Source organism: Actinospineispora eucalypti, from assembly GCF_039543365.1.
GTDB lineage: Bacteria > Actinomycetota > Actinomycetes > Mycobacteriales > Pseudonocardiaceae > Pseudonocardia > Pseudonocardia eucalypti.
The window spans coordinates 1-25786 of the sequence record NZ_BAABJP010000065.1 but is presented as its reverse complement, the minus strand read 5'-3'; the positions used below and the strand labels follow the sequence as shown (position 1 = coordinate 25786).

Sequence of the window (25786 nt, the reverse complement as noted above, 5' to 3'; positions counted from 1 at the left end):
AGATGACGGTGCTCCCCGAACGGCCGCGAATCCGAACGGTTTCTTAGCGGTTGCGTTGCCGCTTCTCGCGCACCCGCATCGCAATGCGGATCGGGCTGCCGACGAAGTCGAAGTCCTCGCGCAGCCGCCGCTCGATGAACCGGCGATAGGAGGCTTCCAGGAAACCCGTCGTGAACAGCACAAATGTCGGCGGCCGCGCCTGCGCCTGGGTGGCGAACAGCACCTTCGGCTGCTTGCCGCCGCGCACCGGCGGCGGGGTCGCGGCGATCACGTCGGACAGCCAGCCGTTCAGCACGCCGGTCGGAATCCGCCGGTCCCAAGACTCCAGCGCGGTGCGCAGCGCGGGCGCGATCTTGCTGACCGCCCGCCCGGTGAGCGCGGAAACGTTCACCCGCTCGGCCCATTGCACGCGGACCAGGTCGCGCTCCAGTTCGCGCTTCATGGCCAGCCGGCGGTCCTCGTCGACCAGGTCCCATTTGTTGTACGCGAGCACCAGCGCCCGGCCGGACTCCTCGACCATGCTGATCACCCGCTGGTCCTGCTCGGCCATCGGCTCGGAGGCGTCCACCAGCACCACGGCCACCTCGGCGGCCTCGATCGCCGAACGGGTGCGCAGGCTGGCGTAGTACTCCATGCCGCTGGCCGTGCGGACCCGCTTGCGCAGGCCGGCGGTGTCCACGAAGCGCCAGGTCTGCCCGTCCAGCTCGACCAGCGAGTCGACCGGGTCGACGGTGGTGCCGGCCACCGAGTCGACCACCGACCGCTGCTCGCCGGTGAGCCGGTTGAGCAGGCTGGACTTGCCCACGTTCGGCTTGCCGACCAGGGCGACCCGGCGCGGGCCGCCGGCCCGGGCCCCGACCACCTCCCTGGGCGTCTCCGGCAGCGCGCGCAGGATGGCGTCCAGCAGGTCACCGGAGCCCCGCCCGTGCAGGCCGCTCACCGGCATCGGCTCGCCGAGGCCGAGCGACCACAGCGAGGCGGTGTCGGCGACCAGGCGCTCGTCGTCCACCTTGGTCGCGGCGAGCAGCACCGGCCGGTCGGACCGGCGCAGCGTGCGGGCCACGGCCTCCTCGGTGGCGGTCGCGCCGACCTGGGCGTCCACCACCAGCAGGATGGCGTCGGCGGTCTCCATGGCCAGCTCGGCCTGGTTGGCGATGGCCGCCCGCAGCCCGCGCGCGTCCGGTTCCCAGCCGCCGGTGTCCACCAGGGTGAACCGTCGGCCGTTCCACTGCGCGTCGTAGGCGACCCGGTCCCGGGTCACCCCGGGCACGTCCTGCACGACCGCCTCCCGGCGCCCGATCAGGCGGTTGACCAGGGTGGACTTGCCCACGTTCGGGCGCCCGACCACGGCAAGGACCGGGGCGGGCGGGGCGGCCTCGGTGGCCTCGCCGGCCGCGTCGTCCGCCTGTTCGGCGAGCGCGAACTCGGCCTCGTCCGACCAGGTCTCGGTCTCGGTGTCCTCGGTACTCATTTCACAATCCCGCGCAACTCATCGACTTCGGCGACCAGGTCGGCCAGCGCGGACCGGACCTGCTCGGTCGCGGTGGCCAGGCCGGCCCTCCCGCGTTCGGTGCTCACCTGGAAGGGCTCCCCCACCAGGATGTCCACCCGGGGGCGGAACCGGCGGCCGGCGTCCTCCGGGCGGCGGGTGCCCCGGCAGGCCACCGGCACCACGACGGCGCCGGTGCTCCGGGCCAGCCAGGCGGCGCCACCCCGCGCGGAGGCGGAGTCACCATCCCCCCGGGTGCCCTCGGGGAACACCGCGACCAGGCCACCGGCCCGCAGCAGCGCCTGCGCCGCGAGCAGCGGGGCCCGGTCCGGCACGTCCCGCCGGACGGCCAGCTGGCCGATCCGGTGCAGGAACCAGCCCCGGACGCCGGTGAACATCTCGACCTTGATCAGGAAGACCGAGCGCCGTCGGGGGATGCCGAGCAGCAGCGGCCCGTCCAGTAGTGAGCTGTGGTTGGCCACCAGCACCACCGGCCCGCTGGCCGGTACGTTCGCCGCGTTGTACAGGCGCAGCCGGAAGGCCGGCCGGAACAGCCAGGTGGCCAGCCAGCGGGCCAGGTCGTGCAGCACGGGCCAGCTGTCGGCGGGCAGCTGCCGGTCGATGTCAGCCACCTGGCCGACCTCTCCGGCGCAACCACGCGTTATCCACGGAAAACCATTGTGCCGTGCCGGTGTGGCGATCAGTCCGCCAGGCCCCGCTCGGCGACCAGCGCGAGCAGCGCGCCGAGCACCCCGTCCAGGTCCAGCTCGGAGGTGTCCAGGGTGACCGCGTCGGCGGCCGGGCGCAGCGGGGACACCGCGCGACCGGAGTCCAGCTCGTCACGGCGGCGCACCGCGACCAGCGTGCTGGCCAGGTCGGTGGTGCGGCCGGCCCGCCGGTCCTGGTCGTCGCGGCGGCCGGCACGCACCCGGTCGGAGGCGGTCAGGTACACCTTCAGCGGGGCGTCCGGGGCGACCACCGTGCCGATGTCCCGGCCCTCCACCACGATGCCGCCGGCGGCCGCCGCCTCGTGGATGATGTCCCGCTGCAGGCCGACCAACCGGTCCCGGACCTGCTGGTGCGCCGAGACCGCACTCACCGCGCCGGTCACCTCCGGCCCCCGGATCTCCTCGGCGACGTCCTCACCGGCCAGCCGCACCGTCGGCCGCACCGGGTCGGTGCCCACCGCGATCCCGGCGGCCACCGCCGTCGGCACGGCGGCCGGGGACGACGGGTCCAGCTCGGCGCGCAGCACCGCCAGCGTGGCCGCCCGGTACATCGCGCCGGTGTCCAGGTAGGCCGCGCCGAGGCGTTCGGCCAGGCGCCGCGCCGCCGTCGACTTGCCGGTGCCGGACGGCCCGTCCAGCGCGATGACTCCACGTAGTCGCTGCCCACCCACGAGTATCCATTGTGCCCTGTGGAACGGCGTGCGTAACGGCCGGGACGCGAAGCTCGCCGTAATACCAACACGCGGCGTCACATCGGCTATGGTTTCCCCCGCAACGACGACCACTGCGCTTGGCCCGGGAGGTTCACGGTGGCCCGTGGCACCGACCGGCTTGGTCCGGACGCCGTCGACCTGCTGATGGAGCAGTGGCGCCAGCAGCGGCCGGACGTGGACGTTTCCGCGATGGCGGTGTTCGGCCGGTTGCACCGCGATTTCTACCGCTACCTCGACCACATCGTGCCGGTGTTCGAGAAGCACGGCATCAGCATGGCCGCGTTCGACGTGCTCTCCGCGCTGCGCCGCAGCGGGCCGCCGTTCCGCCGCACCGCCGGCGAGCTGGCCAACCAGACCCTGGTCACCACCGGCGGCATCACGCTGCGGGTGAAGCGGCTCGAGGCGGACGGGCTGGTGATCCGGGAGGGTGACCCGCACGACGGCCGGGTGGTGTACGTGCGGCTCACCGACGCCGGCCTGGCGGTGATCGACGCCGTGGTGGAGGACCACTTCAGCAACGAGCAGCGCATGCTGGTCGGCCTCACCATGACCGAACGCAAGCAGCTCGCCCAGCTGCTCAGCCGGCTGGAGCTCTCGCTGGAGCTGGCCAAGATCGCCCACGCCGAGGACTGAGCTCTGTCCGCGCCACGCGCGCGATCCGGCACGATCCGCGACATCTCCGCGCGGCTGGAGCGGCTGCCCGGCTCCGGCTGGCAGCGGAAGGTCCTGGTGCTGCTCGGCATCGCCACTTTTTTCGAGGGCTTCGACCAGCTGCTGGTCGCCTACTCCATGCCGTTGTTCAAGGTGGAGTGGCAGCTCACGCCGGTCGAGCTGACCATGGTGGTGACCACCGGGTCGGCCGGCATGCTGATCGGCGCAATGCTCACCGGCGTGCTCGCCGACCGCTTCGGCCGCATCCGGGTGGTGGTGGCGGCGATGCTGGTCACCGCGCTGGCCAGCCTGCTGCTGATGGTCTCGCCCAACATCGAGGTGTTCGCCGCACTGCGCTTCGTGCAGGGCCTGGGCATCGGCGGCGAGGTGCCGGCGGCGGCCGTGTTCGTCAACGAGCTGGCCAAGGCGCGGGCCCGGGGCCGGTTCGTGCTGCTCTACGAGCTGGCCTTCCCCGCCGGGCTGAGCTCCGCCGCGCTGATCGCCTCGGTGGTGGTGCCGGCGTTCGGCTGGCGGGCGCTGTACCTGATCGGCGCGCTGCCCGCCGTCCTGGCCCTGCTGGTGATCCGCGAGGTACCGGAGTCGCCCCGGTGGCTGGCCTCGCGGGGCGACACCGAGCGCGCGGAACGCGCCATGCGCACCATCGAGGACCGGGTCGGCGCGGCGACGGGTGCACCGCTGCCGGAGCCTTCCCCGGTGATCGACGCGCCCGGCGAGCGGGAGGGAACCGCACGGGTGCGCGACCTGTTCGGCGGCCGGTACCGGCGGCGCACCGCGATACTGGCGGTGCTCTGGTTCGCCGGCTTCCTGGTCAACTACGGGCTGACCACCTGGCTGCCCACCATCTACACGTCGATCTACCACCTGCCGATCCGGACGGCGCTCAACTACACGCTGGTCAGCAGCCTGAGCGGGTTCCTCGGCTGCGTCGCGGTCGCGCTGCTCGTCGACCGGATCGGCCGGCGGGCCAGCATCGCGGCCGGGTTGGCCGGCGCGGGTCTGCCGCTGCTCGCGCTGGCCGCGCTCGGCGCCGGGCAGGGCGCCTCGGTGGTCGTCTGGAGCACGCTGGCAACGTTCTTCATCTACGCCTCGACGATCTGCCTGTACCTGTACACCCCCGAGCTGTACCCGACCCGCGGCCGGGGCACCGGGATCAGCTTCCACGGCGCGATCGGCCGGGTGGGGATGATCGTCGGTCCGGTGCTGGTCGGCTCGCTGATGTCCGCCGGGGCACCGGCGGCGGCGGTGTTCGCGCTGCTCGGCGTGTTGGGTGTGGTCGCGGCGGGCGCCGCGCTGCTCGGCGAGGAGACCTCGGGCCGCACCCTGGAGGAGCTGAACGACTGACCGCTACGGTCGCGAACATGCCGCTGACCCACCCCGCCAACGCCGGCCGGCCGGAGCGCCGGGCCGGCGCCGACCTGGCGATCAACCCGCTGTTCAGCCGGGAACCGATGCGGGTGCCCCGGGACGAGCTGCCCGCGCTCGGCATGGACCCCGAGCTGGCGTACCAGATCACCCACGACGAGCTGATGCTGGACGGCAACGCGCGGCTCAACCTGGCCACCTTCGTGACCACCTGGATGGAGCCACAGGCCGCCCGGTTGATGTCGGACTGCTTCGACAAGAACATGATCGACAAGGACGAGTACCCGCGCACCGCCGAGCTGGAGGAGCGCTGCGTGCGGATGCTCGCCAAGCTGTGGCACGCGCCGGACCCGGAGGGCACCGTCGGCTGCTCCACCACCGGTTCCTCCGAGGCCTGCATGCTGGCCGGGCTGGCGCTGAAACGCCGCTGGCGGAACGCGCGGCGGGCGGCCGGCCGGCCCGAGGACCGGCCCAACCTGGTGATGGGCATCAACGTCCAGATCTGCTGGGAGAAGTTCTGCGAGTTCTGGGAGGTCGAGCCGCGCTACGTGCCGATGGACGGCGACCGGTTCACCCTGTCCGCCGAGGAGGCGGTCAAGCTGGTGGACGAGAACACCATCGGCGTCGTGGCCATCCTCGGCTCCATCTTCGACGGCGCCTACGAACCGGTCGCCCAGGTGTGCGCGGCGCTGGACGATCTGCGCGAGCGGACCGGGCTGGACGTGCCGGTGCACGTGGACGGCGCCTCCGGCGCGATGATCGCGCCGTTCCTGGATCCGGAGCTGCCGTGGGACTTCCGGCTGCCCCGGGTGGCCTCGATCAACACCTCCGGGCACAAGTACGGCCTGGTCTACCCGGGGGTGGGCTGGGTGGTCTGGCGGGAGGCCGCCGCGCTGCCCGAGGAGCTGGTGTTCCGGGTCAACTACCTCGGCGGGGACATGCCCACCTTCGCGCTCAACTTCTCCCGCCCCGGCGCCCAGGTGGTCGCGCAGTACTACAACTTCATCCGGCTGGGCTTCGACGGCTACCGGCTGGCCCAGCAACACTGCCGGGACGTGGCCACCCATCTGGCCGGGGAGATCGCCGCGCTCGGTCCGTTCCGGCTGCTCACCGACGGATCACAGCTGCCGGTGTTCGCCTGCGCGCTGCGCGACGAGGTGACCGGCTACTCGGTGTTCGACGTCTCGGCCGCGCTGCGGGAGAGCGGCTGGCTGGTGCCGGCGTACACCTTCCCGCCCAACCGGACCGATCTCTCCGTACTGCGCTTCGTGGTGCGCAACGGCTTCAGCCGCGACCTGGCCGAGATGCTGCTCAGCGACCTGCGCCGCGCCCTCCCCCGCCTATCCGCCCAATCCACCCCCACCCGAGGCCCCGAGTCCGCCGCCTTCTCCCACGGCACCACCACCCCCACCTGACCCTCCGGCGGGCTGGTGGTCCCCGTCCGGCACCTCCGAAGCGCCGCCGGTTCGCGGCTGTGCTGGGAGCGGCCATGCCGGGTTACGGCGGTGCCGGGTCGGGGCGGTGCCGGGTCGGGGCCGTGCCGGGTTACGGCCATGCCGCCGGGTCGCGGCCATACCGGTTTGAGGCCATGCCGGGTCGCGGCCGTGCCGGTTTGAGGCGGTGCCGGCAGACGGCCGTGCCGGTTTGAGGCGGTGCCGGCAGACGGCCGTGCCGGTTTGAGGCGGTGCCGGCAGACGGCCGTGCCGGTTTGAGGCGGTGCCGGTTCAAGGCAGCTTGGACGGCGCGGCCGGGCGGTCTGCCGCGGCTTGGGTGCCGCCCGTTGCGCGGCCTGCGGATTCGGTTTCGCTACTTACCGTGACTGCCGGGGCGGCTTTCCGAACGGTTCGAGCTGCCGTCACTCACCGAGTGCTGGCTCAGTCCCCTTCGATCATGGAATCCACCGGACTGAGGTTGCGCTCGATGAAGCCGGCCGCGCCAGCCGCCCGCAACTCGACCACGGTCCGTAACCGAGGTGCGGAATCCGGGCTCGCGCCAGGGCTCGGGAGCGGGCGTAACCCAAAAGGGCGGCACCCAAGCCGCGGCAGACCGCCCGACCGCGCCGTCCAAGCTGTCTTGAACCGGCGGCCGACGCACCTGAAGATCAACACCAACCTCCCGGGGCAGTACATCTAGACCGCACGTCGGCGGGCCGGGTCGAGTTGGGCTGGACCGAACGGGAGCAGCAGATCACCGACGCCGCACAGGAAAGCCGGACGCCGCCCATGGTGCGAGCTGTGCGGCACCACGGTTTCCTGTGCGGCGTCGGGGCGGGGGGGCTATTTGGGGAGGTCGGTGCGGAGGGCGGCGGCGCCGCGCAGGTAGCAGTGGCGGATGTCGGAGCGCGCCCGTTCCGTGTCGACGTGCGCCAGAAGGCGCAGCACCCGGGGCATGGCGCCGGGTACGGCGATCTCCGTGGCGCACATCAGCGGGACGTCGGTCAGGCCCATTTTGCGCGCCGCGTACGCGGGGAACTCGGCGGTCAGATCGGGGGTGGCGGTGAACACGATGGAGATCACGTCGTCCGGGGTCAACGCGTTCCGGTAGAGCACCTCGGCCACCAGCTCGGCGGTGGCGTCCAGGATTTCTTCCCGGGCGTTGTTGTCCACCTGAGTTGCGCCGCGCACGGCTCGCACTGCCATGGAGGACACCATACGGTGGGTCGGTGCGCAGCGACGAGTGGTGGATGTGCCGGGCGATTGAGCTGGCGCGCCGCTGCCCGCCGTCGAACACCGCGTTCTCGGTCGGCGCGGTGATCGTCGCCGCCGACGGAACTGAGCTGGCCTCAGGCTACTCGCGGGAGAACGACCCGAGGGCGCACGCCGAGGAGACCGCGCTGGCCAAGGTCGCCGGCGATCCCCGCCTGGGAAACGCCACGGTCTACAGCACGCTGGAGCCCTGCTCGACCCGGGCCAGCCGGTCCCGCACCTGCACCGAGCTGATCCTGGACGCCGGCATCACCCGAGTGGTGATCGCCTGGCGGGAACCGGCGCTGTTCGTGCCAGACTGTGTCGGCGTCGAGCTGCTGAGGCAGCAAGGCGTGGCGGTGCGCGAGCTGTCCGAGCTGGCGGAGGCCGCCAAGGCGCCGAACGCCCACCTCAATCTGGAGGCCGAACGATGAAGCCGGGCGACGAGGTCGAGGACTTCGAACTGCTCGACCAGGCCGGCACCGTGCGCCGGCTCAGCACGTTGCTCGAGGACGGCCCCGTGGTGCTGTTCTTCTACCCGGCGGCGAACACCACCGGGTGCACCAAGGAGGCCTGCCACTTCCGGGACCTGGCGGCCGAGTTCGCGGCGGTCGGCGCGCAGCGGGTGGGCATCAGCCCGGACGGGGTGGCCAAGCAGGGCAGCTTCGCCGGCAAGCACCACTTCGACTACCCGCTGCTCTCCGACGAGGGCGGCGCGGTGGCCAGGACGTTCGGCGTGTGGCGGCGGTTCTCCCCGCTGCACACCAAGCGGGTCACCTTCGTCATCGGCCAGGACCGCCGGGTCGTCGAAGTGATCAAGAGCGAGCTGCACTTCAACCAGCACGCGGACGAAGCGCTCCGGGTGGTCCGGGAGCTACAGACCCACGGCTGAGTACAGCGAGCCCAGCTCCTTGCGGTTCAGCCGGCGCAGGGTGCCGGGGCGCTGGGTGCCCAGCTGCACGTCGCCGATGGCGGTGCGCACCAGGCGGCGCACCGGGTGCTCCACCTCGGCCAGCAGCCGGCGCACCACGTGCTTGCGGCCCTCGTGCAGGGTCAGCTCGACCATCGCCCGGCCGGAGTGCACGTCGATCACCTTGAAGTCGTCCACCCGGACCAGGCCGTCCTCCAGCTGCACCCCGTTGCGCAGCTGCCGCCACAGGCCCTTCGGGATCGGCCCGGGTACCTCGGCCAGGTATGTCTTGCGCACCTCGAACGAGGGGTGCATCAGCCGGTGGCCCAGCTCGCCGTCGTTGGTGAGCAGCAGCAGGCCCTCGGTGTCCGCGTCCAGCCGGCCGACGTGGAACAGCCCGGCCTCCCGCTCGGCCACCAGGTCGCCGACGCACGGGCGGCCCCGGTCGTCGGACATGGTGGAGAGCATCCCCTTGGGCTTGTTCAGCGCCAGGTGCACCACGTCGTTGCGCAGCTCGATGCGGTCGCCGTCCACCCGGACCACCGCCACCAGCGGGTCGATCCGCCGGCCCATCTGGTGCACGACCTGGCCGTCCACGCTCACCCGGCCCTGCGCGATCAGCTCCTCGGCGGCACGCCGCGAGGCCACACCGGCCTGGGAGAGCACCTTCTGCAGGCGAATTCCGGCCGGTTCTTGCTCATCCGCCGGTTCTTGATCAAACATCGTCGATGGCGTCCACTTCGGGCAGCAGGGGGGCGAGCGGCGGCAGTTCGTCCAGCGAGGACAGCCCCAACCGCTCGAGGAAAAGTTCGGTGGTCCGGTACAGGATGCCCTGGGTCTGCGGGTCGATGCCGGTCTCCTCGACCAGCCCCCGGGTGAGCAGCGTGCGGATCACCCCGTCGCAGTTCACCCCGCGCACCGCGGACACCCGCGCCCTGGTCACCGGCTGGCGGTAGGCCACGACGGCCAGGGTCTCCAACGCGGCGCGGGTCAGCTTGGCCCGCTGCCCGTCGCGCAGCATGCGCTCCACGTAGGGCGCGTACCGGTCCCGGGTGTAGAACCGCCAGCCGCCACCGATGTGGCGCAGGTCGATGCCCCGCTCCTCGGCGGCGTACCGACCGGCCAGCCGGGTCAACGCCTCGCGCACCCGTTCGGTGGGCTGGCCCAGCGCCTCGGCGAGCAGGGCGTCCTCGGCCGGCTCGTCCACGACCAGCAGCAACGCCTCCAGCGCCGCCTCCAGGTCGTGGTCGGAGAGGAGCTCGTCCTCGGCATCCGTCGAGAACTCGGCCTCCAGCTCCTCGACGCTGGGCGTCGAGTCGCTCAACGGGATTCCTTCCCGGTCCAGCTCACCATCAGCTCGCCGAAGGCCTCGGGCTGGTCCAGCAGCACGCTGTCCTCCCGGTGCAGCTCGAGCACCGCCAGGAACCGGGCCACCACCTCGATCGGCTCGCCGCAGTCGGCGATGAGCTGCCCGAAGCTGGCCCGGCGGATCTCGAGCAGCCGCTCCCGCAGGATCTCCATGTGCTCCGGCACCGAGATCATCCCGGTGTGCAGGTGCTCCAGCGACACCGTGGGCGGGGGCTTGGGCCGGAACACGGCGGCGGCCAGCTCGGCGAACCGCTGGGCGTCCATGCCCAGCATCACCTCGGGCAGCATCTCGGCGTAGCGGTCCTCCAGCGCCACCGACCGCGGGTAGCGGCGCAGCGCGGACGCCTCCAGCTCCACGAACAGCCCGGCCACCTGCTTGTACGCCCGGTACTGCAGCAGCCGGGCGAACAGCAGGTCGCGCGCCTCCAGCAGGGCCAGGTCCTCGGCGTCCTCCACGTCCGCGCCGGGCAGCAGCCGGGCGGCCTTGAGGTCGAGCAGGGTGGCCGCGATGACCAGGAACTCGGTGATCTCGTCCAGGTCGGCGTCGTTGCCGGACTCGGTGAGCGCCCTGGTGTGGGCGATGAAGTCGTCGGTGACCCGGTGCAGCGCCACCTCGGTAACGTCCAGCTCGTGCTTGTTGATCAGCTGCAGCAACAGGTCGAACGGCCCGGTGAAGTTCTCCAGCGAGACGGTGAACCGGGGCAGGGGCAGGTCGGGCGAGTCTTCGGACGCGATCGTGCGCTCCGGGGCGATGGTCACCGGCCGCCCGCCTCTCGGAGAATGACCTCGCGGGCCAGCTGCCGGTAGGCCCGTGCGCCCGCCGAGTTGGGCGCCCACCGGGTGATCGGCTCGCCGGCGACCGTGGTCTCCGGGAACCGCACGGTCCGGTTGATCGTCGCGTCGAACACGAGGTCGCCGAACGCCTCCATGACCCGGGTGCGCACCTCGCGGGTGTGCACCGTGCGCGGGTCGTACATGGTCGCGACGATGCCGCTGATCTCCAGTTGCGGGTTCAGCCGGTCGCGCACCTTCTCGATTGTATCGATCAGCAGCGCCACCCCGCGCAGGCTGAAGTACTCGCACTCCAATGGGATGAGCACGCTGTGCGCGCAGGCCAGGGCGTTGATGGTGAGTAACCCCAGGGACGGCTGGCAGTCCACCAGCACCATGTCGTACTGCGCGAGCACCGGCCGGATGGCCCGGCCCAGCGCCTGCTCCCGCCCGACCTCGCTGACCAGCTGCACCTCGGCGGCGGAAAGGTCGATGTTGCTGGGCAGCAGGTCCATCCCGGGCACCTTGGTCGGGATGATCACTTCGTCGATCTTGGTACCGGCGTCGATCAGCAGGTTGTGGATGGTGCGTTCCAGGTGGTGCGGCTGCACACCGAGGCCCACGGAGAGCGCGCCCTGAGGGTCGAAGTCCACCAGCAGCACCCGGCGGCCGTACTCCGCCAGGCAGGCTCCGAGGTTGATGGTGGAGGTGGTCTTGCCGACGCCGCCCTTCTGGTTGGCCACCGCGATGACCCGGGCCGGGCCATGACTGGTCAGCGGGGCGGGCTCGGGGGCGCTCTCCCGGAGGTCGGGGTCCGGGTAGTCCTCCTGGTCGTCGAGCGGCGCCGGCCCTGGCTCCATAGGCCGGGGTGTCGACATGCAACCAGACTAAGCGTCACCCATCCGTGCGGCCAAAGCGCCCCGCCGGTGTGTCCGTGAGTTTCTAGCCGCGGGCCCTGGGATGGGCCAGCGTGTACACCTCGCGCAGCGAGTCCACGGTGACCAGCGTATATACCTGCGTGGTCGTCACCGAGGCGTGGCCGAGTAACTCCTGCACCACCCGTACATCCGCGCCCCCCTCGAGCAGGTGCGTGGCGAACGAGTGGCGCAGGGTGTGCGGGGACACCGGCTCGGTGATTTTGGCGCGCTCCGCGGCGGTGCGCAGCACCGTCCAGGCGCTCTGCCGGGACAGCCGGCCGCCCCGCGCGTTCAGGAACAGCGCCGGCGTTCCCCGTCCCCGGATGGCCAGCCCGGGCCGGGCGCGCACCCGGTAGGCGTCCAGCGCGGCCACCGCCGGCCGCCCGACGGGCACCATCCGCTGCTTGCCGCCCTTGCCGGAGAGCAGCGCGGCCCGCCCGGTGAGGTCCACGTCGTCCAGGTCCAGGCCGACCGCCTCGGAGATGCGGGCGCCGGTGGAATACAGCAGCTCCAGCAGCGCCCGGTCGCGCAGGCCCAGCGGGTCGTCCCGGCCGCACGCCTCGAGCAGCCGTTCCACCCGGTCAAGCGGCAAGGCCTTGGGCAGCCGGCGAGGGGGTGCCGGCGGGTGCACCTCGCGGGCCACGTCGGTGGGGGTGACCCCGTCCAGCGTGGCGAACTTGTGCAGCCCGCGCACCGCGACCAGCGTGCGCGCCGCCGACGAGGTGGCCAGCGGCGGGTTCTCCCCGTCGCCCTCGCGCAGGCTGGCCAGGAAGTCCGTCACGACCGCCTCGGTGACCCCGTTCAGCTGGTGGATGTCGTGGCGGGCCAGATACCCGGTGTACCGGGTCAGGTCACGCCGGTAGGAGCGGAGCGTGTTGTCCGCGACACCGCGCTCCACCACCAGGTGGTCCAGGTACCCGCGCACCGCGTCGGGCACGCTCAGCGGCGGCGCAACCATGACCACGCCATGTTACGACCGTTCTTCACCCGGCCGGCGCCGCGACGCGCTCGCTTTAGCTCTGCGCACAAATACGCAACGGTGTTCCAAGATCAGCAGGACATGGCGGTCGCCCTGAGGGTCTCACCGCGACCCTGGTGCCCTCTTGATCACGGGTCTTCGGGTGTACGGAGCCGTAGCTTGGGGAAATAGCTCCGATACCTGGCGCCGACCCGGGTGAGCAAGCGATAGTCCCTCGCGGTCGCGTGAGCGCCGATGTAGAAGTCCGGCAAAGGAGAACGTCGCACGCCACCCTGCCGCCGGTATTTCAGGAACACCTTGCCGGCCATGAAGCCAGCCCGAAACGGCAGCGGTTCCCGGACGAAGTCACCTCGCGGTAGGTCGCGATCCAGATCCTCCACCCGGGAGTAGTACACCGATACCTCGGCGTAGATGATCGGGTTGATGACCAGTGGTCCGACCTCCCGCGCCTCCACGATCCGGTCTCTGGACCACTCGCCCCATCGGTCATCCCCGTGCAGGACATCCAGCAGCACGTTGGTGTCAACCATGGTGGTCAGTTCGGGGCTACTCACCCCGGAGTAGCTCCATCATCTCGTCGGTGCTCAACTTGGTGTCGAGTCGCTTCCACATGTGAGCAGCAAGTCTGCGCCCCGGTCGGGAATCGGCCTGCTGGGAGTCGGATCGGAGTATGACCAGCTGCCCGTCTCTCAGCACGACCTCGACCTCGTCGCCCTCGCCAAGGGCAAGCTCTCGTCGGAGCTGCGCCGGGATGGTGACCTGACCCTTGGCGTTGAGCTTCACCTTGCCTCCAGGAGTGCGCGTATTACGTAATACTACTCTGGTTCGCGAAGGCCGTGGGGCGGTCCTGCCAAGGAGCATCCAGCGGGCGCGCCTCGGCAAGACCCGCTTGTATCGCTTGAACCGCCAGCACGCCGGCGGCGGAGGCGGCGTTCACGATGCCGCCGGCCAGGACCGCGCGCACCGCGTCGGGCAGCGGCAGCCAGTGCAGCTCCAGCTCCGCCTCCTCGTCGTCACCGAGATCGGGCCGTTCCACGCGCGACAGACCCCGGGCCAGGTAGACCCGCACGCTCTCGTCGCTGAACCCCGGCGAGGGCACCAGGTCAACCAGCACGGACCACTCGGAAGCGGCCAGCCCGGCCTCCTCGGCCAACTCGCGCGCGGCGGTGACCGAGGGGTCCTCCCCCGCCACGTCCAGCAGCCCGGCCGGCAGCTCGTACAGCCGCCGGCGCACGGCGTGCCGGTACTGCCAGATCAGCGCGACCCGGCCCTCGTCGTCCAGTGCGGCGATGGCCACCGCGCCGGGGTGCTCCAGGATCTCCCGCACCGCGACCCGGCCGCCGGGCATCTCCACGTCGTCCGCGCGGACCGCCATGACCCGGCCCCGGTAGATCTCCCGTGAGCCGTGCACCGGGTAGTCGTGCCCGGTCACTGGGGCAGCTCGACGTGTTCCGGTTCCCGGGCTGAATTCGCCGGCCTCGACCGTTCCGCGGCCTCCGGCTCGGCACCGGTCAGTTCCACCGGCAGCCGGTCCTCGGCCAGGTAGGCCAGGGCGGCCGAGACGAACGCCCGGAACAGCGGGTGCGGCCGGGTGGGCCGGCTCTTCAGCTCCGGGTGCGCCTGGGTGCCGACGAAGAACGGGTGCCGGCTCGAGTCCAGCTCGATGAACTCCACCAGCCGGCCGTCCGGCGAGGTGCCGGAGACCACCAGGCCGGCCTGGGTGAGCTTGTCCCGGTACTCGTTGGCCACCTCGTAGCGGTGCCGGTGCCGCTCGGACACCCGGGTGGTGCCGTAGGCCTTCGCGGTCACCGTGCCCTCGGCCAGCTGGGCCGGGTAGGCGCCCAGCCGCATGGTCCCGCCCATGTCCCGCTCGCCGGCCACCACGTCCTGCTGGTCGGCCATGGTGGCGATCACCGCGTGCGGGGTGTCGGGGTCGAACTCGGCCGAGCTGGCCCCGTCCAGCTCGGCCAGCGACCGGGCCACCTCGATCACCATGCACTGCAGGCCCAGGCACAGGCCCAGGACCGGGATGCCACGTTGCCGGGCGTACCGGATGGCACCGATCTTGCCCTCGATGCCCCGGATGCCGAACCCGCCGGGGATGAGCACCCCGTGCACGCCGGAGAGCGCCTGCGCCGCCCCGGACGGCGTCTCGCACTCGTCGGAGGTCACCCACTGCACCTCGACCCTGGCCCGGTGGGCGAACCCGCCGGCCCGCAGCGCCTCGGTCACCGACAGGTAGGCGTCCGGCAGGTCCACGTACTTGCCCACCAGCGCGATCCGCACCGTCTCCGTGGGGTAGTGAACCCGGTCCAGCAGGTCGCCCCAGACCGTCCAGTCCACGTCCCGGAACGGCAGCCCCAGCCGGCGCACCACGTAGGCGTCCAGCCCCTCGGAGTGCAGCACCCTGGGGATGTCGTAGATGGACGGCGCGTCCGGCGCGGCGACCACGCCGTCCGCGTCCACGTCGCACATCAGGCTGATCTTGCGCTTCATCGGCTCGGGGATCTCCCGGTCGGCGCGCAGAACCACCGCGTCCGGCTGGATGCCGATGTTGCGCAGCGCGGCCACCGAGTGCTGCGTCGGCTTGGTCTTCAGCTCGCCGGAAGGCGCCAGGTAGGGCACCAGGGAGACGTGCAGGAAGAAGCAGTTGTCCCGGCCGACGTCGTGCCGGACCTGGCGCACCGCCTCCAGGAAGGGCAGCGACTCGATGTCGCCCACCGTGCCGCCCACCTCGGTGATGACCACGTCCGGCACCACCCGGGAGGAGTCCGGGGCGCCCATGGCCAGGATCCGGTCCTTGATCTCGTTGGTGATGTGCGGGATGACCTGGACGGTGTCGCCGAGGTACTCGCCGCGCCGTTCCTTGGCGATCACGGTGGAGTAGATCTGCCCGGTGGTCACGTTGGCGTGGCCGGACAGGTCGCGATCGAGGAACCGCTCGTAGTGACCGATGTCCAGATCGGTCTCCGCGCCGTCCTCGGTGACGAACACCTCTCCGTGTTGGAAAGGATTCATCGTGCCGGGATCGACGTTCAGGTAGGGGTCCAGCTTCTGCATGATCACCCGGAGACCGCGGGCGGTGAGCAGCTGGCCGAGACTTGAGGCGGTCAATCCCTTACCGAGAGATGAAGCGACACCGCCGGTGACGAAAACATGCCTGGTCGCGCGCGTCTGCACGGACACTCACGGTAACACTCCCTCGGCGGCTCGTGGGCCGGAGTGTGGCGCGTGTTTCCCTCGGGACCGGAAAAGGCCTAATGGTGTGAAGATCGTCAGCCCTGGGCTACCCGGCTCGGGGTCACCCGGCCGAGGCCCCCGGGACGGGTGCCTGCGCGGTCGATCCGGCCCCGTAGCGGCCGGCCCGGCCGTCCGCCTGCTCGCGCAGCGCGAGCACCGTGGCCACCCGGCCGACCGGCGACTGCAGGTCGTCCACCGTGGTCAGGGCGCCGGAGACGTTCGGGTCCGCCCGGACGACGCCGACCGCACCGGTCGCCTGCTCCACCCCGCTCCGGCCGGCCAGCACCGCGCCGCCACCGGCCCGGTCCAGCTCGCCGGCCAGCCGGGCCAGCGTGGCGGCCCGCTCGGCGGCGTTGGGTCCGCCGTTCGCGCCGCCGGTGAGCACCACGGCCAGCTGGGCCGGCGCCGGGCGCGGGCCGGGCCGCACGAAGCCGGCCTGGGTGAGTCCGGCCAGCGCGGCCGACACCTGGTCCGGGGTGGCCGGCTGGCGGCCGTTCGGCCCGCGCAGCAGCACGCTGCCGAGGAAACCGCCGGCCAGCCCGCCGGCGTCGGCGGCGGAGGGCAGCTGCGCCCCGCTGGGCAGCAGGCGCATGGTCAGGTCCCGGACCGCGTCCGCCCGCACCGGGTCGGTGACCGCGTCGGTCAGCTCCACCTCTCCGGTCACCGCGCCCCCGGCCGCGCCGATCAGCTGGCGCACCGCGTCCCGGTCGGCCGGGTCGGTGCCGGCGGCGACCACCAGGACCACCTTGCGGCCGTCCAGCTGGCCCTTCACCACGCCCGGGGCCACCGAGGCGGCAAAGCCATTGGCCGCGCGTTGTTCGGTCTCCAGCTGGCCGTTGCGGGCCGCCAGCTGGTCCGCCCGCTCGGTCAGGTGGTCCCGGTCGCCGGAGACCACGGCGAGCAGCCGGCCGCTCACGCTGGTGGAGCCGAGCACCACGCCGACGGCCAGCGCCAGGAAGACCGCGACCAGCGAGATCAGGTGGTAACGCAGGGAGAGCATCCGGTCACCGCCCGATCGAAGCGGTCGCCGACGTGATCGCCGTGTGCGCCGTGGCGGTGGTCCAGTCCAGTGCGCGTTCCAGGTAGCCGAACAGCGCCGGGCCGGCGTCCGAGGCCAGCAGGGTGGCCAGCACCGCGATCGCCACCGCGCCGATCAGCATCAGCACCGCGCCGGCGGAGATCGGGCTGCGGTGCAGCGCGGCGACCGCCTTGCCGTCCACCAGCAGGCTGCCCACCCGCAGCCGGGTGAGGAAGGTGGAGGCGTTGCTGCTCGCCCGCCCCCGGTCCAGGAACTCGGCCAGGGTGGCCTGGTAGCCCACCGTGACGATCAGGTTGGCGCCGTGGTGGTGCGCGAGCAGCAGGGCGAGGTCCTCCGGGTTGCCGGAGGCGGGGAAGGTGACCGCGCCCACGCCCAGGTCCTGCACCCGGTGCAGCCCCGGGGCGTGGCCGTCCGCGAACGCCGGCACCACCACGTCGGCGCCGCTGGTCAGCACCCGGTCGGCCACCTCGGCCGGGTCGGCCACGATCAGGTCCGGGCGGTGGCCGGCGCGCCACAGGGCCTCCGCGCCGCTGTTCACCCCGACCAGAACCGGGTGGTACTCCTTGATGTAGCGGCGCAGCGCGGCCAGCTCCTCGGCGGTGTCCTGGCTGGGGGCCACCACGAGCACGTGCTGGCCGGCCATGCCCACCCGCACGTCCGGCACGCCCACGCCGTCCAGCAGCAGCGCCCGGTCCTGGTGCATGAACTCGATGGTGTTCGCGGAGAACGCCTCGAGCTGGTTGGACAGGCCCTCCTTGGCGCCGGCCATGGCGGCGGCCACCGACTCGGCGGTCTGCAGCAGCCCGTGCGCCACCGGCTCCTCGCCGATGAACACCGCGCCGTCGTGCAGCCGGATCCGGGAGCCGTCACGCACCCGGCGCATCACGTCGTCGCCCACCCCGTCGATCAGGGTGAGGCCGGCCGCGATCAGCGCCTCCGGGCCGAGGTTGGGGAACCGGCCGGAGATGGACGGCGCCACGTTCACCACCGCAACCGCCCCGGCGGAGACCAGCGCCTCGGCGGTCACCCGGTCCAGGTCGATCCGGTCGACTACCGCGATGTCGCCGGCGCCGATTCGGCGCAGCAGCGCATCAACGTTGCGATCCACCCGGGCAGTGCCGGACAGTCCCGGCAGGGTCCGGCGGGTGCGATTGAGCAAACCGGCCATCTTCATGCACCGATAGTGTCAAGTCTCCCTCGAGACTTGAGGTATTTCCTACCGCGCGTCGCCGGAATTTGCGCACTGGCTGCGCCCGTCCCGCCGAAGTAGCGACAGTCCGCTGTCGTCCGGTCACTTTCCGCGTTTATGGTGCGCTTCAAAGACTGCTGGGACGGCCGTGGTTCGGGCGCGGGCCGTTGCGTTCCGGCTGTTTGGCGCACGACATCCAGTGTGGCGGTTGGTGCGGCTCCGGGTCGTGATCGTCGTCTCTGGCGGTAGAGCGTCGATTTTCGACGCTGAAGCGCCAGGGACGGCGATCATGCCGACCGGCGCGCAGACGCAACGGCCCTCGTCCAAGCCTCGGCGAACCCCAGCCGCGGCCGTCCCGGCGCTCTTTAAAACCGGCACCGCACCCAAACCGACACCGCACCGGCGAGGGTGTCAGTTGCGGCGGCCCTTCACCTTCTTGCGGGCCGACGCCTTCTCGGTGGTCGCGGTGCTCAGCAGTTCCTCGGCGTGCGCCCGGCCGGTGCTGGTGTCGTCCAGGCCGGCCAGCATCCGGGCCAGCTCGACCACCCGGTCGGCCTCACTGAGCGTGCGCACCCGGCTGCGCACCCTGCCGTTCCCGCCGCTGTCCTCGTCAACGGCGGCCCGCTTGTCCACCACCACGTGCCGGTCCGCGTAGGCGGCCACCTGGGCCAGGTGGGTTACCACGATCACCTGGTGGCTGATCGCCAACGTGGCCAGCCGCCGGCCGATCTCCACCGCCGCCCGGCCGCCGACCCCGGCGTCCACCTCGTCGAACACCATGGTGGGCACCGGGTCCGCATCGGCCAGCACCACCTCCAGCGCCAGCATCACACGGGAGAGCTCACCGCCGGAGGCGCCCTTGTGCAGGGGCACCCCGGGCGAGTTGGCGTGCGGCACCAGCCGCAGCTCCACCTCGTCCACGCCGTCGGGGCCGGCGGCCACCCAGGTGCCGGCCAGCCGCAGCCCCTCGCCGTCCGGGCCGCGCCGCGCCGCCTCGGCGTCCAACTCCTTGCGGGCCAGGTCGACCAGCAGCCGCGCGCTGGGCATGGCCAGCCCGGCCAGCTCGGCGGTGACCGCCTCGGCCAGCCGCCCGGCCGCCTCCTCCCGGGCCGCCGAGACCGCCTCGGCGTGCTTGGCCAGCTCGGTGGCCAGCTCGTCCCGGCGGGCCTGCAGCGCCGCGATGGCCTCGTCGCTGATGTCCAGCCCGGCCAGACGCTCCCGCGCCTGCTCCGCCCAGCGCAGCACCCCGTCGGTGTCGGCGGCGTACTTGCGGGTGAGCGCGCGCAGCTCGGCCTGCCGGGCCAGCACGGTCTGCAGCCGCTCCGGGTCGGCGTCCAGCGTGTCCAGGTAGCCGGTCAGCTCCCCGGCCACGTCGCCGAGGAGCACCGACACCTCGGCCAGCCGGGGCTCCAGCCGCTCCAGCGCCGGGTCCCCGGAGCCGCCGAGCAGCCGGCGGGCCTCGCCGAGCAGCCCCAGCGCCCCGGGCATGTCTTCGGACTCGCCGTCCCCACCGGCCACCGCCATCCGGGCGCCCCCGGCGGCCGAGCGCAGGTCGTCCGCCGCCGCCAGCCGGCGCGCCTCCTCGACCAGTGCGGTGTCCTCACCGGGTTGCGGGTTCACCGCCTCGATCTCGGTCAGCCCGTGGCGCAGCAGGTCGGCCTCCTGGGCCAACCGGCGGGCGCCGTCCCGGCGCTCGATGAGCTCCGCCGCCGCCTCCCGCCACCGCTCCCGGACCGACCGGTACTCGCCCAGCGGGCCGGCCACCGCCTCGCCGGCGTAGCGGTCCAGCACCGCGCGCTGCTCGGCCGGGCGGAGCAGGCGCAGCTGGTCGTTCTGCCCGTGTACCGCGAGCACGGCCTCGGACAGCCGGGAGAGCACGCCGACCGGGACCGAACGGCCGCCGAGGTGCGCCCGGGAGCGCCCGTCGGTACTGACCGTGCGCACCGCGATCAGGCTGCCGTCGTCGTCGGCCTCGGCGCCCACCTCCTCGGCGATGCGCAGCGCCGGCTCACCGGCGGCGAACCGGCCCTCGACCATGGCCCGGCCGTTCGCGGAGGACACCCGGGACGCCTCGGCCCGGCCGCCGCCGAGCAGGGTCAACCCGGTCACCACCATGGTCTTGCCGGCACCGGTCTCACCGGTGAGCACGGTCAGACCCGGGTGCGGCTCGAGCGTGGCGTCATCGATGACGCCGAGCCCCTGAATCCGCATCTCGGCCAGCATGGCGCGCAGTTTAGGGCGCCCCCCTGTCATCTTGGATCCGGTGGTGTCGCCGAGCCGCGCCAGCTCCGCACCGGTAGGGCGAACTTCCGCACCAGCCGGTCGGTGAACGGCTGGTCCCGCAGCCGCACCAGGCGCACCGGCAGGTCGCTGCGGGCCAGCTCCACCCGGGCTCCCGGGGGCACCGGGATGGTCCGCCGCCCGTCGCACACCAGCACCGCCGGGTAGCCCCTCGGGTCCACCTCGATGGCCACCGCCGAGCTGGGCGAGATCACCACCGGCCGGGCGAACAGCGCGTGCGCGGCCAGCGGCACCACCAGCAGCGCCTGTACCTCCGGCCACACCACCGGGCCGCCGGCGGAGAACGCGTACGCGGTGGACCCGGTCGGCGTCGCGCACAGCACGCCGTCGCAGCCGAAGCCGGTCAGCGGCCGGCCGTCCACCTCGACGACCACCTCCAGCAGGCGTTCCCGGCTGGTCTTCTCCACGCACGCCTCGTTCAGCGCCCAGGTGCGCCGCGCCGGCCCGCCGTTGATCACCACGACGGCTTCCATGGTCATCCGTTCCTCGACCTGGTAGCCGCCCTGGATGACCGCGTTCACCGCCTCGTCCAGCGACTCGGGATCGGCCTCGGCCAGGAAGCCCACGCGACCCAGGTTCACCCCGAGCACCGGTACGCCGGCCGGCCGGGCCAGCTCGGCCGCGCGCAGCAGCGTGCCGTCGCCGCCGAGCACCAGGGCGACCTCGACCCCCTCGGCCGCGTTCGGGTGGGCCTCGACCGGGACCGGTTCCATGCCGGCGGGCAGGTCCATCGGCAGTTCCAGCACCTCGTCGGCGAAGATGCGCAGCCGGATGCCCGCCTCGGCCAGCCTGCGCACCACCCCGGCGGCGACCTCCTGGTTCGCCTTGCGGCCAGAGTGCACCACCAACAGCGCCTCACGCGTCACTGTGGTCCCTTCTGCACCGCGCGCGACAAGGCCTCGCGCGTGTCGTGGTCGTCGGGGAGAGGCCGCTGGCGCAGCCAGACGAAGTACTCGACGTTGCCGGCCGGGCCGGGGGCCGGGCTGGCCACCGCCCCGTGGGTCAGCCAGCCCAGCGCGGCGGCCGCGTCGGTGACCGTGGACAGTGCATCCAGCCGCAGCTCGGGCTCGCGTACGACACCGCCGGCGCCGAGCCGGTCCTTGCCCACCTCGAACTGCGGCTTGACCATCGGCAACAGGTCGCCGTCCGGTTCGGTGCACGCGGTCAGTGCGGGCAGCACGGTGCGCAGCGAGATGAAGGAGAGGTCGGCCACGGTCAGCCCCACCGGGCCGCCGATCGCCTCCGGGGCGAGCGCGCGCACGTTGGTCCGGTCCAGCACGCGCACCCGTTCGTCGGACTGCAGCCGCCAGATCAGCTGGCCGTAGCCGACGTCGGCCGCGACCACCTCAGCGGCGCCCCGGTGCAGCAGCACGTCGGTGAAGCCCCCGGTGGATGCGCCGGCGTCCAGGCAACGCCGCCCGGCCACGGAAAGCCCGGCCGGCTGGAAGGCGTCGAGGGCACCGATCAGCTTCAGCGCGCCCCGGGACGCCCACTCGGGACCTTCGTCCTTGCGCACCAGCACCGGCGCGTCCAGCTCGACCGCCGTGGCCGCCTTCCGTGCGGCCACCCCCCGGACCAGGACCCGGCCGTCCTCGATCAGCTCAGCCGCCTGCTGACGCGATCGAGCCAGCCCCCGACGCACCAACTCGGCATCCAGCCGCGCCCGGCGCGGCATCAGAGCGGGTTCCTCGGATCGGCGAGGCGAAGCGGCGAGCTGGGCGGCGTGCAGCCGGCTGGATGATCCACCAGGCGCGCCCTATGCCCCGTCGATGGTGCTCAGCGCCTCGGTCAACGCGGTGTGGATCCGCTCGAATGCCGGCACGTGCTCGGCCGTCGGTCGCCGGTCCAGGCCGTCCAGCCGGGCCAGCGCCTCGTCGAGGGCCGCGGTCGCGGACGCGTCCCGCGCCTCAGGGGTGTCGAAGCTCTCAGATGTCATGACCTCACCACGCTATCCGAGCCGGACGGGGAAGTGCCGAGCACACCAGGCTGAATCACCCGGCGGCGAACCACTCCCGGCCCGACGCCCGACGAACCGGCTCAGGCGCCGGTGGGAAGCCCGAGGGCGGCCAACGCCTCGGCCGAGGCCGTATCGGCGGCTCGCACGCTGGCCGTGTCGCCGCCAGCCGCCCAGTGCGCCGCGCAGAGCGTGCGCAGCGCGTCCACCGGGTCGCCGTGTCCGGTGGTGCCGGCGGAGAGCACGAGGCCGGCACCGTCCCGCATGGCCTGCCACGGCACCCGTTGTCCGGCGCGCAGGCTCGCCGCGTCCGAGGCGAGGGCGGAGAGGTCGGCGCCGATGTAGTCGGGCCGCTGTTCGGGCGGCGCGGCCAGCAGGGTGGCCGCATCGGTCACGCCCGTGAGTACGAGCAGGCTGGGCAGCCCGGCGGCCTTGGCGCCCGCGATGTCGGTGCCCAGCCGGTCACCGACCATCAGCGGGCGGCCGGCCCCGGTCCGCCGGACCGCCTCGGCGAACAGCGGCGGCTCCGGCTTCCCCGCGACCAGCGGCTCCACCCCGGTGGCCACCCGCAGGGCGGCGACCATCGCGCCGTTGCCGGGCAGCTCACCGCGTTCCTCGGGCAGGGTGGCGTCCAGGTTGCAGGCGACCCAGAACGCCCCGGCCCGGATGGCCAGGCAGGCCTCGGCCAGGTCGGCCCACGCGGTGTCCCGGGAGTGCCCCTGGACCACCGCTCGCGCGTCCTCGGCCCTGGCCGCCAGGCCGAGACCCGCCGAGGTCACCTGGTCGGCCAGCGCCTTGGTCCCGACCACCAGCACCGGCGTCCCGGGTTCCAACCGCTCCGCCAGCGCCCGGGCGGCCGCCTGCCCGCTCGTGACCACCTCGTTCTCGTCGGCGGCGAACCCGAGCGCGCGCAGGTGCTCGGCGACCTGGCCGGCATTGCGCGAACCGTTGTTGGTCAGGTACCCGATGCCCCGCCCACCCCCGCTCAGCTCACGCAGCGCCTCGGCCGCGCCGGGCAACGCCGCCCCGCCCCGGAACAGCGTCCCGTCCAGGTCGAACAGCACGGCGTCGTGCAACTCCCGCAGGGCCGTCGCGGCCGACCCGGACGCTCCCGTTCCGGCCCCGGTCATCGGCCCATCTCACCGGTCCGCACCGCGTCCGCTTCAGCCACGTCCGCGGGCTCAGCCACGTCCTCAGGCCCGGTCACCTCGGCTGCCTCAGCCGCGTCCGCTGTCTCGGCCACGTCCGCTGGTTCGACCATGTCCGCTGGCTCGGCCACGTCTGCTGCCTCGGCCACGTCGGCTGCCTCGGTCGCGTTCGCTGGCTCGGCCGATTCGCCCAACGCGCCGGCGTCCGCGGGTTCGGCCGACTCGCCGGCCGCGGCTTCCTCGTCCGGCTCGGCCAACTCGTCGGCCGCCGCCGGGTGCTCGACCTCGGCTCGGGCACCGGGCTCGCCGGCCCCCGCCTCGTCCGCCGGCTCGGGATCGTCCGGTTCGCCCAGTGCGGCCAGGCGCTCTGATGCGTCAGTCTCTTCCTCGTCGTCGGCGTCCGCCGCGTGCAGGAACCAGCGCACCGACTCTTCACGGCGCCCGGCGGCCAGCAGGGCATCCGCGTAGGCGTAGAACAACCGGGCACTCCACGGCCGCCGGTTTTTCGGGTCGAGCTCCGGCACCTGCAGGCCCACCACGGCGGCGTCCAGCTCGCCGAGGTCACGGCGGGCACCGGAGGCGACGATCAGCAGCTCGATCGCGTCCGACTCGCCCAGTTCGCGGGCTTCGGGGCTGCGGGCCAGGTCCAGTGCTCGCTCCGGACGGCCGAGGGCACGTTCCGCATCCGCCATCACCGCGATGTGCCCGGGACCTCCGCCCATTCGCCGGGCGGCACGGAGCTCCGCGATCGCCTCCGCCCACTCGCCGGCGTGGTAAGCCGTCAGCCCGGCCGCCTCGCGCACGATGGCCAACCTGGACGCCCGCCCCCGCGCGTAGCGGGCGTGCTCGAGAGCACGCGCCGGGTCTTCCTCCAACAGGCTGCCGGCGGCGACCAGATGGCGGGCCACCAAGTCGGCCACGTCCTTGCGCAGCGCCCGCAGGTCCCGGCGCACATCCGCATCGAGCTGGACGTCCTCCAGGCCATCCGGCAGCTCGGGAGCCCGCGGCCTCGGCTGCTGGTCGGTGTCGTCGGCCGCGACCGAATCCGCCGGTCGTCCGAACCGGCGCTCGTCCCGCGCCGGCCCGCGACCGGTCGGACGCCGATCATCATCGGGGCGCCGGGATGCCCCGCCGCGATCCGGCCGCCCCTCGGGAGAGCGTGGCCGATCGCCCGCGTCCCGGCGGTCCGATGGGCGCCGATCCTCGCGCCGCTCGGTCCCCCGGCGGTCGTCACTTCGGTACGGCCCCGCGCCACCTTCACGTCGGCCGGTGCTTCGGCGCTCGGTGTCCTGGTTTTCGCGCGGCCTCTGACCCGCCGCACCACGCTCGTCCCGCCGCTCCGGGCGCGCGCGGTCGTCACCGCGCCCTGGGGCGCCCCGCTCCTCGCGCCACCCACTCTGCCGGCGGTCGGCCTTCCCGCGATCGTCGCGCCACTGCTGACGCTCGCCGTCCTCCCTACGCCCCGCGCCGCCGCGATCGTCACGCCGCTCGGGGCCGGATCCCTCACGCCGATCCGAACGCCAGCTGCCCGAACGCTGCCCGCCGGTCTCGTCACTCCGGTCCGAACGCCATCCGGTCGAACGCCGCTCCCCACTTGCTCCACGCTGGTCCGAACGCCACCCGCCCTCGGAGCGCCGCTCGGTGCCACGATCGTCCCGGCGCTCGCCGCGCCATCCTCCGCCGCGCTCGGTACCGCGCCGCGCGTCGCGTTCGTCGTTGGGGCCGCCCGTGTCCCGGCGCCCACCTCTGGGTTGCCACGAACCCCGCTCGTCTCGTTGATCCGAAGTGGGCCGGTGCCCGCCGCTCTCCCGGCGCCCCGGCGCGCGGTCGCGTTCGTCTCCACCGCCCGCCGGCCGGCGCCGGTCCGAGGAGCCTTCCGCCGACCGCCGGTCGCCCCACTGGCCACGGCCCGAAGACCGGCCACGGTCGCCCGACGAGCCGCGTCGCTCCGATCCCTCGCCGGAGCCCGACCGTTGGTCGCGCTCACCTTCGCGCCCCGGCTTCGCCGGCCGACCGCCGTCCCGGCGCGGGCCGTCCTTCTTGCCTCGGAAGCGCTCGCCCTGGCCGCCCGACCCGCGCGAGTTCCAGCCGGTCCCGTCCGACCGGCCGTCATGCGAACGGCCCCGGGGGGATTCCTCGCGCTTACCAGGCATGCCCACCAGCCTACGAGAGCCCGTCACCGGGGTACGCCAGACGTCACTGTGACACTCCACGAAAGAAAAAAGAGCCAGGAATCTCAAAATGAGAATCCTGGCTCTTTATTGGGTTTGTATGCCGGCGGTGACCTACTCTCCCACACCCTGGCGAGTGCAGTACCATCGG

At 72.8% G+C, this 25786-nt stretch carries 26 protein-coding genes; 5 read left to right on the top strand and 21 right to left on the bottom strand.

The window, feature by feature from the left end:
• Positions 1-43 precede the first annotated feature (43 nt).
• The 3 genes from der to cmk form a co-directional block, all read right to left on the bottom strand.
• Positions 44-1471, bottom strand: coding sequence for a ribosome biogenesis GTPase Der (gene der / locus ABEB12_RS39860; protein WP_185060761.1), 1428 nt, complete (start codon positions 1469-1471; stop codon positions 44-46).
• Positions 1468-2112, bottom strand: a complete 645-nt coding sequence (locus tag ABEB12_RS39855) for a 1-acyl-sn-glycerol-3-phosphate acyltransferase (RefSeq protein WP_185061388.1) — start codon at positions 2110-2112, stop codon at positions 1468-1470. The genes der and ABEB12_RS39855 overlap by 4 nt, the downstream gene beginning before the upstream one ends.
• Before the next feature lie 77 nt (positions 2113-2189).
• Positions 2190-2888 (bottom strand): (d)CMP kinase, encoded by a 699-nt coding sequence (gene cmk / locus ABEB12_RS39850; RefSeq protein ID WP_185060760.1) that lies wholly within the window; start codon positions 2886-2888, stop codon positions 2190-2192.
• A gap of 138 nt (positions 2889-3026) precedes the next feature.
• On the opposite strand from cmk, the gene ABEB12_RS39845 reads away from it, so the two are divergent.
• From ABEB12_RS39845 to ABEB12_RS39835, 3 genes are all read left to right on the top strand, one after another.
• Positions 3027-3563, top strand: coding sequence for a MarR family winged helix-turn-helix transcriptional regulator (locus ABEB12_RS39845; RefSeq protein WP_345703557.1), 537 nt, complete (start codon positions 3027-3029; stop codon positions 3561-3563).
• Positions 3564-3659: 96 nt separating this feature from the next.
• A complete protein-coding gene (locus tag ABEB12_RS39840; RefSeq protein ID WP_345703556.1) occupies positions 3660-4943 on the top strand; it encodes an MFS transporter in 1284 nt (427 codons plus the stop codon).
• Positions 4944-4960: 17 nt separating this feature from the next.
• The gene (locus tag ABEB12_RS39835) at positions 4961-6379 is read left to right on the top strand and encodes a glutamate decarboxylase (protein WP_185060759.1); all 1419 of its coding nucleotides are present in this window, start codon (positions 4961-4963) and stop codon (positions 6377-6379) included.
• A gap of 861 nt (positions 6380-7240) precedes the next feature.
• Here the strand turns inward: ABEB12_RS39835 and aroH are convergent.
• Positions 7241-7603, bottom strand: coding sequence for a chorismate mutase (gene aroH, locus ABEB12_RS39830; protein WP_185060758.1), 363 nt, complete (start codon positions 7601-7603; stop codon positions 7241-7243).
• 23 nt (positions 7604-7626) lie between these two features.
• Here aroH and ABEB12_RS39825 point away from each other — a divergent pair, with 23 nt between their 5' ends.
• Together ABEB12_RS39825 and ABEB12_RS39820 are read left to right on the top strand one after the other, a co-directional pair.
• Positions 7627-8082, top strand: a complete 456-nt coding sequence (locus ABEB12_RS39825; protein ID WP_345703555.1) for a deaminase — start codon at positions 7627-7629, stop codon at positions 8080-8082.
• Positions 8079-8540: a redoxin domain-containing protein gene (locus ABEB12_RS39820; protein WP_185060757.1), complete on the top strand. Its 462-nt coding sequence runs from the start codon at positions 8079-8081 to the stop codon at positions 8538-8540. Before ABEB12_RS39825 ends, ABEB12_RS39820 begins: the two co-directional genes overlap by 4 nt.
• Here the strand turns inward: ABEB12_RS39820 and ABEB12_RS39815 are convergent.
• From ABEB12_RS39815 to ABEB12_RS39735, 17 genes are all read right to left on the bottom strand, one after another.
• On the bottom strand, positions 8523-9281 hold the full coding sequence (locus ABEB12_RS39815; protein ID WP_185060756.1) for a pseudouridine synthase: 759 nt from the start codon (positions 9279-9281) through the stop codon (positions 8523-8525). The genes ABEB12_RS39820 and ABEB12_RS39815 overlap by 18 nt on opposite strands.
• Positions 9274-9882: an SMC-Scp complex subunit ScpB gene (gene scpB, locus ABEB12_RS39810; protein ID WP_345703554.1), complete on the bottom strand. Its 609-nt coding sequence runs from the start codon at positions 9880-9882 to the stop codon at positions 9274-9276. Before scpB ends, ABEB12_RS39815 begins: the two co-directional genes overlap by 8 nt.
• Positions 9879-10679: a segregation and condensation protein A gene (locus ABEB12_RS39805; protein WP_345703558.1), complete on the bottom strand. Its 801-nt coding sequence runs from the start codon at positions 10677-10679 to the stop codon at positions 9879-9881. Before ABEB12_RS39805 ends, scpB begins: the two co-directional genes overlap by 4 nt.
• Before the next feature lie 2 nt (positions 10680-10681).
• Positions 10682-11575 carry an AAA family ATPase gene (locus ABEB12_RS39800; protein WP_185060755.1) on the bottom strand — a complete coding sequence of 298 codons (894 nt, stop codon included), beginning with the start codon at positions 11573-11575 and terminating at the stop codon, positions 10682-10684.
• 64 nt (positions 11576-11639) lie between these two features.
• Positions 11640-12572, bottom strand: coding sequence for a site-specific tyrosine recombinase XerD (gene xerD / locus ABEB12_RS39795; protein WP_185060754.1), 933 nt, complete (start codon positions 12570-12572; stop codon positions 11640-11642).
• 149 nt (positions 12573-12721) lie between these two features.
• A complete protein-coding gene (locus tag ABEB12_RS39790) occupies positions 12722-13147 on the bottom strand; it encodes a type II toxin-antitoxin system VapC family toxin (protein ID WP_345703553.1) in 426 nt (141 codons plus the stop codon).
• On the bottom strand, positions 13140-13376 hold the full coding sequence (locus tag ABEB12_RS39785; RefSeq protein ID WP_185060753.1) for an AbrB/MazE/SpoVT family DNA-binding domain-containing protein: 237 nt from the start codon (positions 13374-13376) through the stop codon (positions 13140-13142). The genes ABEB12_RS39790 and ABEB12_RS39785 overlap by 8 nt, the downstream gene beginning before the upstream one ends.
• A 22-nt stretch (positions 13377-13398) precedes the next feature.
• The gene (locus tag ABEB12_RS39780; RefSeq protein WP_185061382.1) at positions 13399-13968 is read right to left on the bottom strand and encodes an NUDIX domain-containing protein; all 570 of its coding nucleotides are present in this window, start codon (positions 13966-13968) and stop codon (positions 13399-13401) included.
• A gap of 53 nt (positions 13969-14021) precedes the next feature.
• Positions 14022-15773, bottom strand: a complete 1752-nt coding sequence (locus ABEB12_RS39775; RefSeq protein ID WP_425572318.1) for a CTP synthase — start codon at positions 15771-15773, stop codon at positions 14022-14024.
• 121 nt (positions 15774-15894) lie between these two features.
• Complete coding sequence (locus ABEB12_RS39770; protein ID WP_185060751.1) at positions 15895-16833, bottom strand: copper transporter; 939 nt, start codon at positions 16831-16833, stop codon at positions 15895-15897.
• 4 nt (positions 16834-16837) lie between these two features.
• Entirely contained in the window at positions 16838-18046 is a 1209-nt protein-coding gene (gene steA, locus ABEB12_RS39765) for a putative cytokinetic ring protein SteA (protein WP_185060750.1), read from the bottom strand.
• Positions 18047-18472: 426 nt separating this feature from the next.
• A complete protein-coding gene (gene recN / locus ABEB12_RS39760; RefSeq protein WP_185060749.1) occupies positions 18473-20284 on the bottom strand; it encodes a DNA repair protein RecN in 1812 nt (603 codons plus the stop codon).
• 26 nt (positions 20285-20310) lie between these two features.
• On the bottom strand, positions 20311-21228 hold the full coding sequence (locus tag ABEB12_RS39755) for an NAD kinase (protein ID WP_185060748.1): 918 nt from the start codon (positions 21226-21228) through the stop codon (positions 20311-20313).
• Positions 21225-22037: a TlyA family rRNA (cytidine-2'-O)-methyltransferase gene (locus ABEB12_RS39750; RefSeq protein ID WP_185060747.1), complete on the bottom strand. Its 813-nt coding sequence runs from the start codon at positions 22035-22037 to the stop codon at positions 21225-21227. Before ABEB12_RS39750 ends, ABEB12_RS39755 begins: the two co-directional genes overlap by 4 nt.
• Before the next feature lie 81 nt (positions 22038-22118).
• On the bottom strand, positions 22119-22298 hold the full coding sequence (locus ABEB12_RS39745) for a hypothetical protein (protein ID WP_185060746.1): 180 nt from the start codon (positions 22296-22298) through the stop codon (positions 22119-22121).
• Positions 22299-22399: 101 nt separating this feature from the next.
• On the bottom strand, positions 22400-23446 hold the full coding sequence (locus ABEB12_RS39740) for an HAD-IIA family hydrolase (RefSeq protein WP_185060745.1): 1047 nt from the start codon (positions 23444-23446) through the stop codon (positions 22400-22402).
• A complete protein-coding gene (locus tag ABEB12_RS39735; protein ID WP_345703552.1) occupies positions 23443-24417 on the bottom strand; it encodes a tetratricopeptide repeat protein in 975 nt (324 codons plus the stop codon). The genes ABEB12_RS39740 and ABEB12_RS39735 overlap by 4 nt, the downstream gene beginning before the upstream one ends.
• Positions 24418-25786: the final 1369 nt, after the last annotated feature.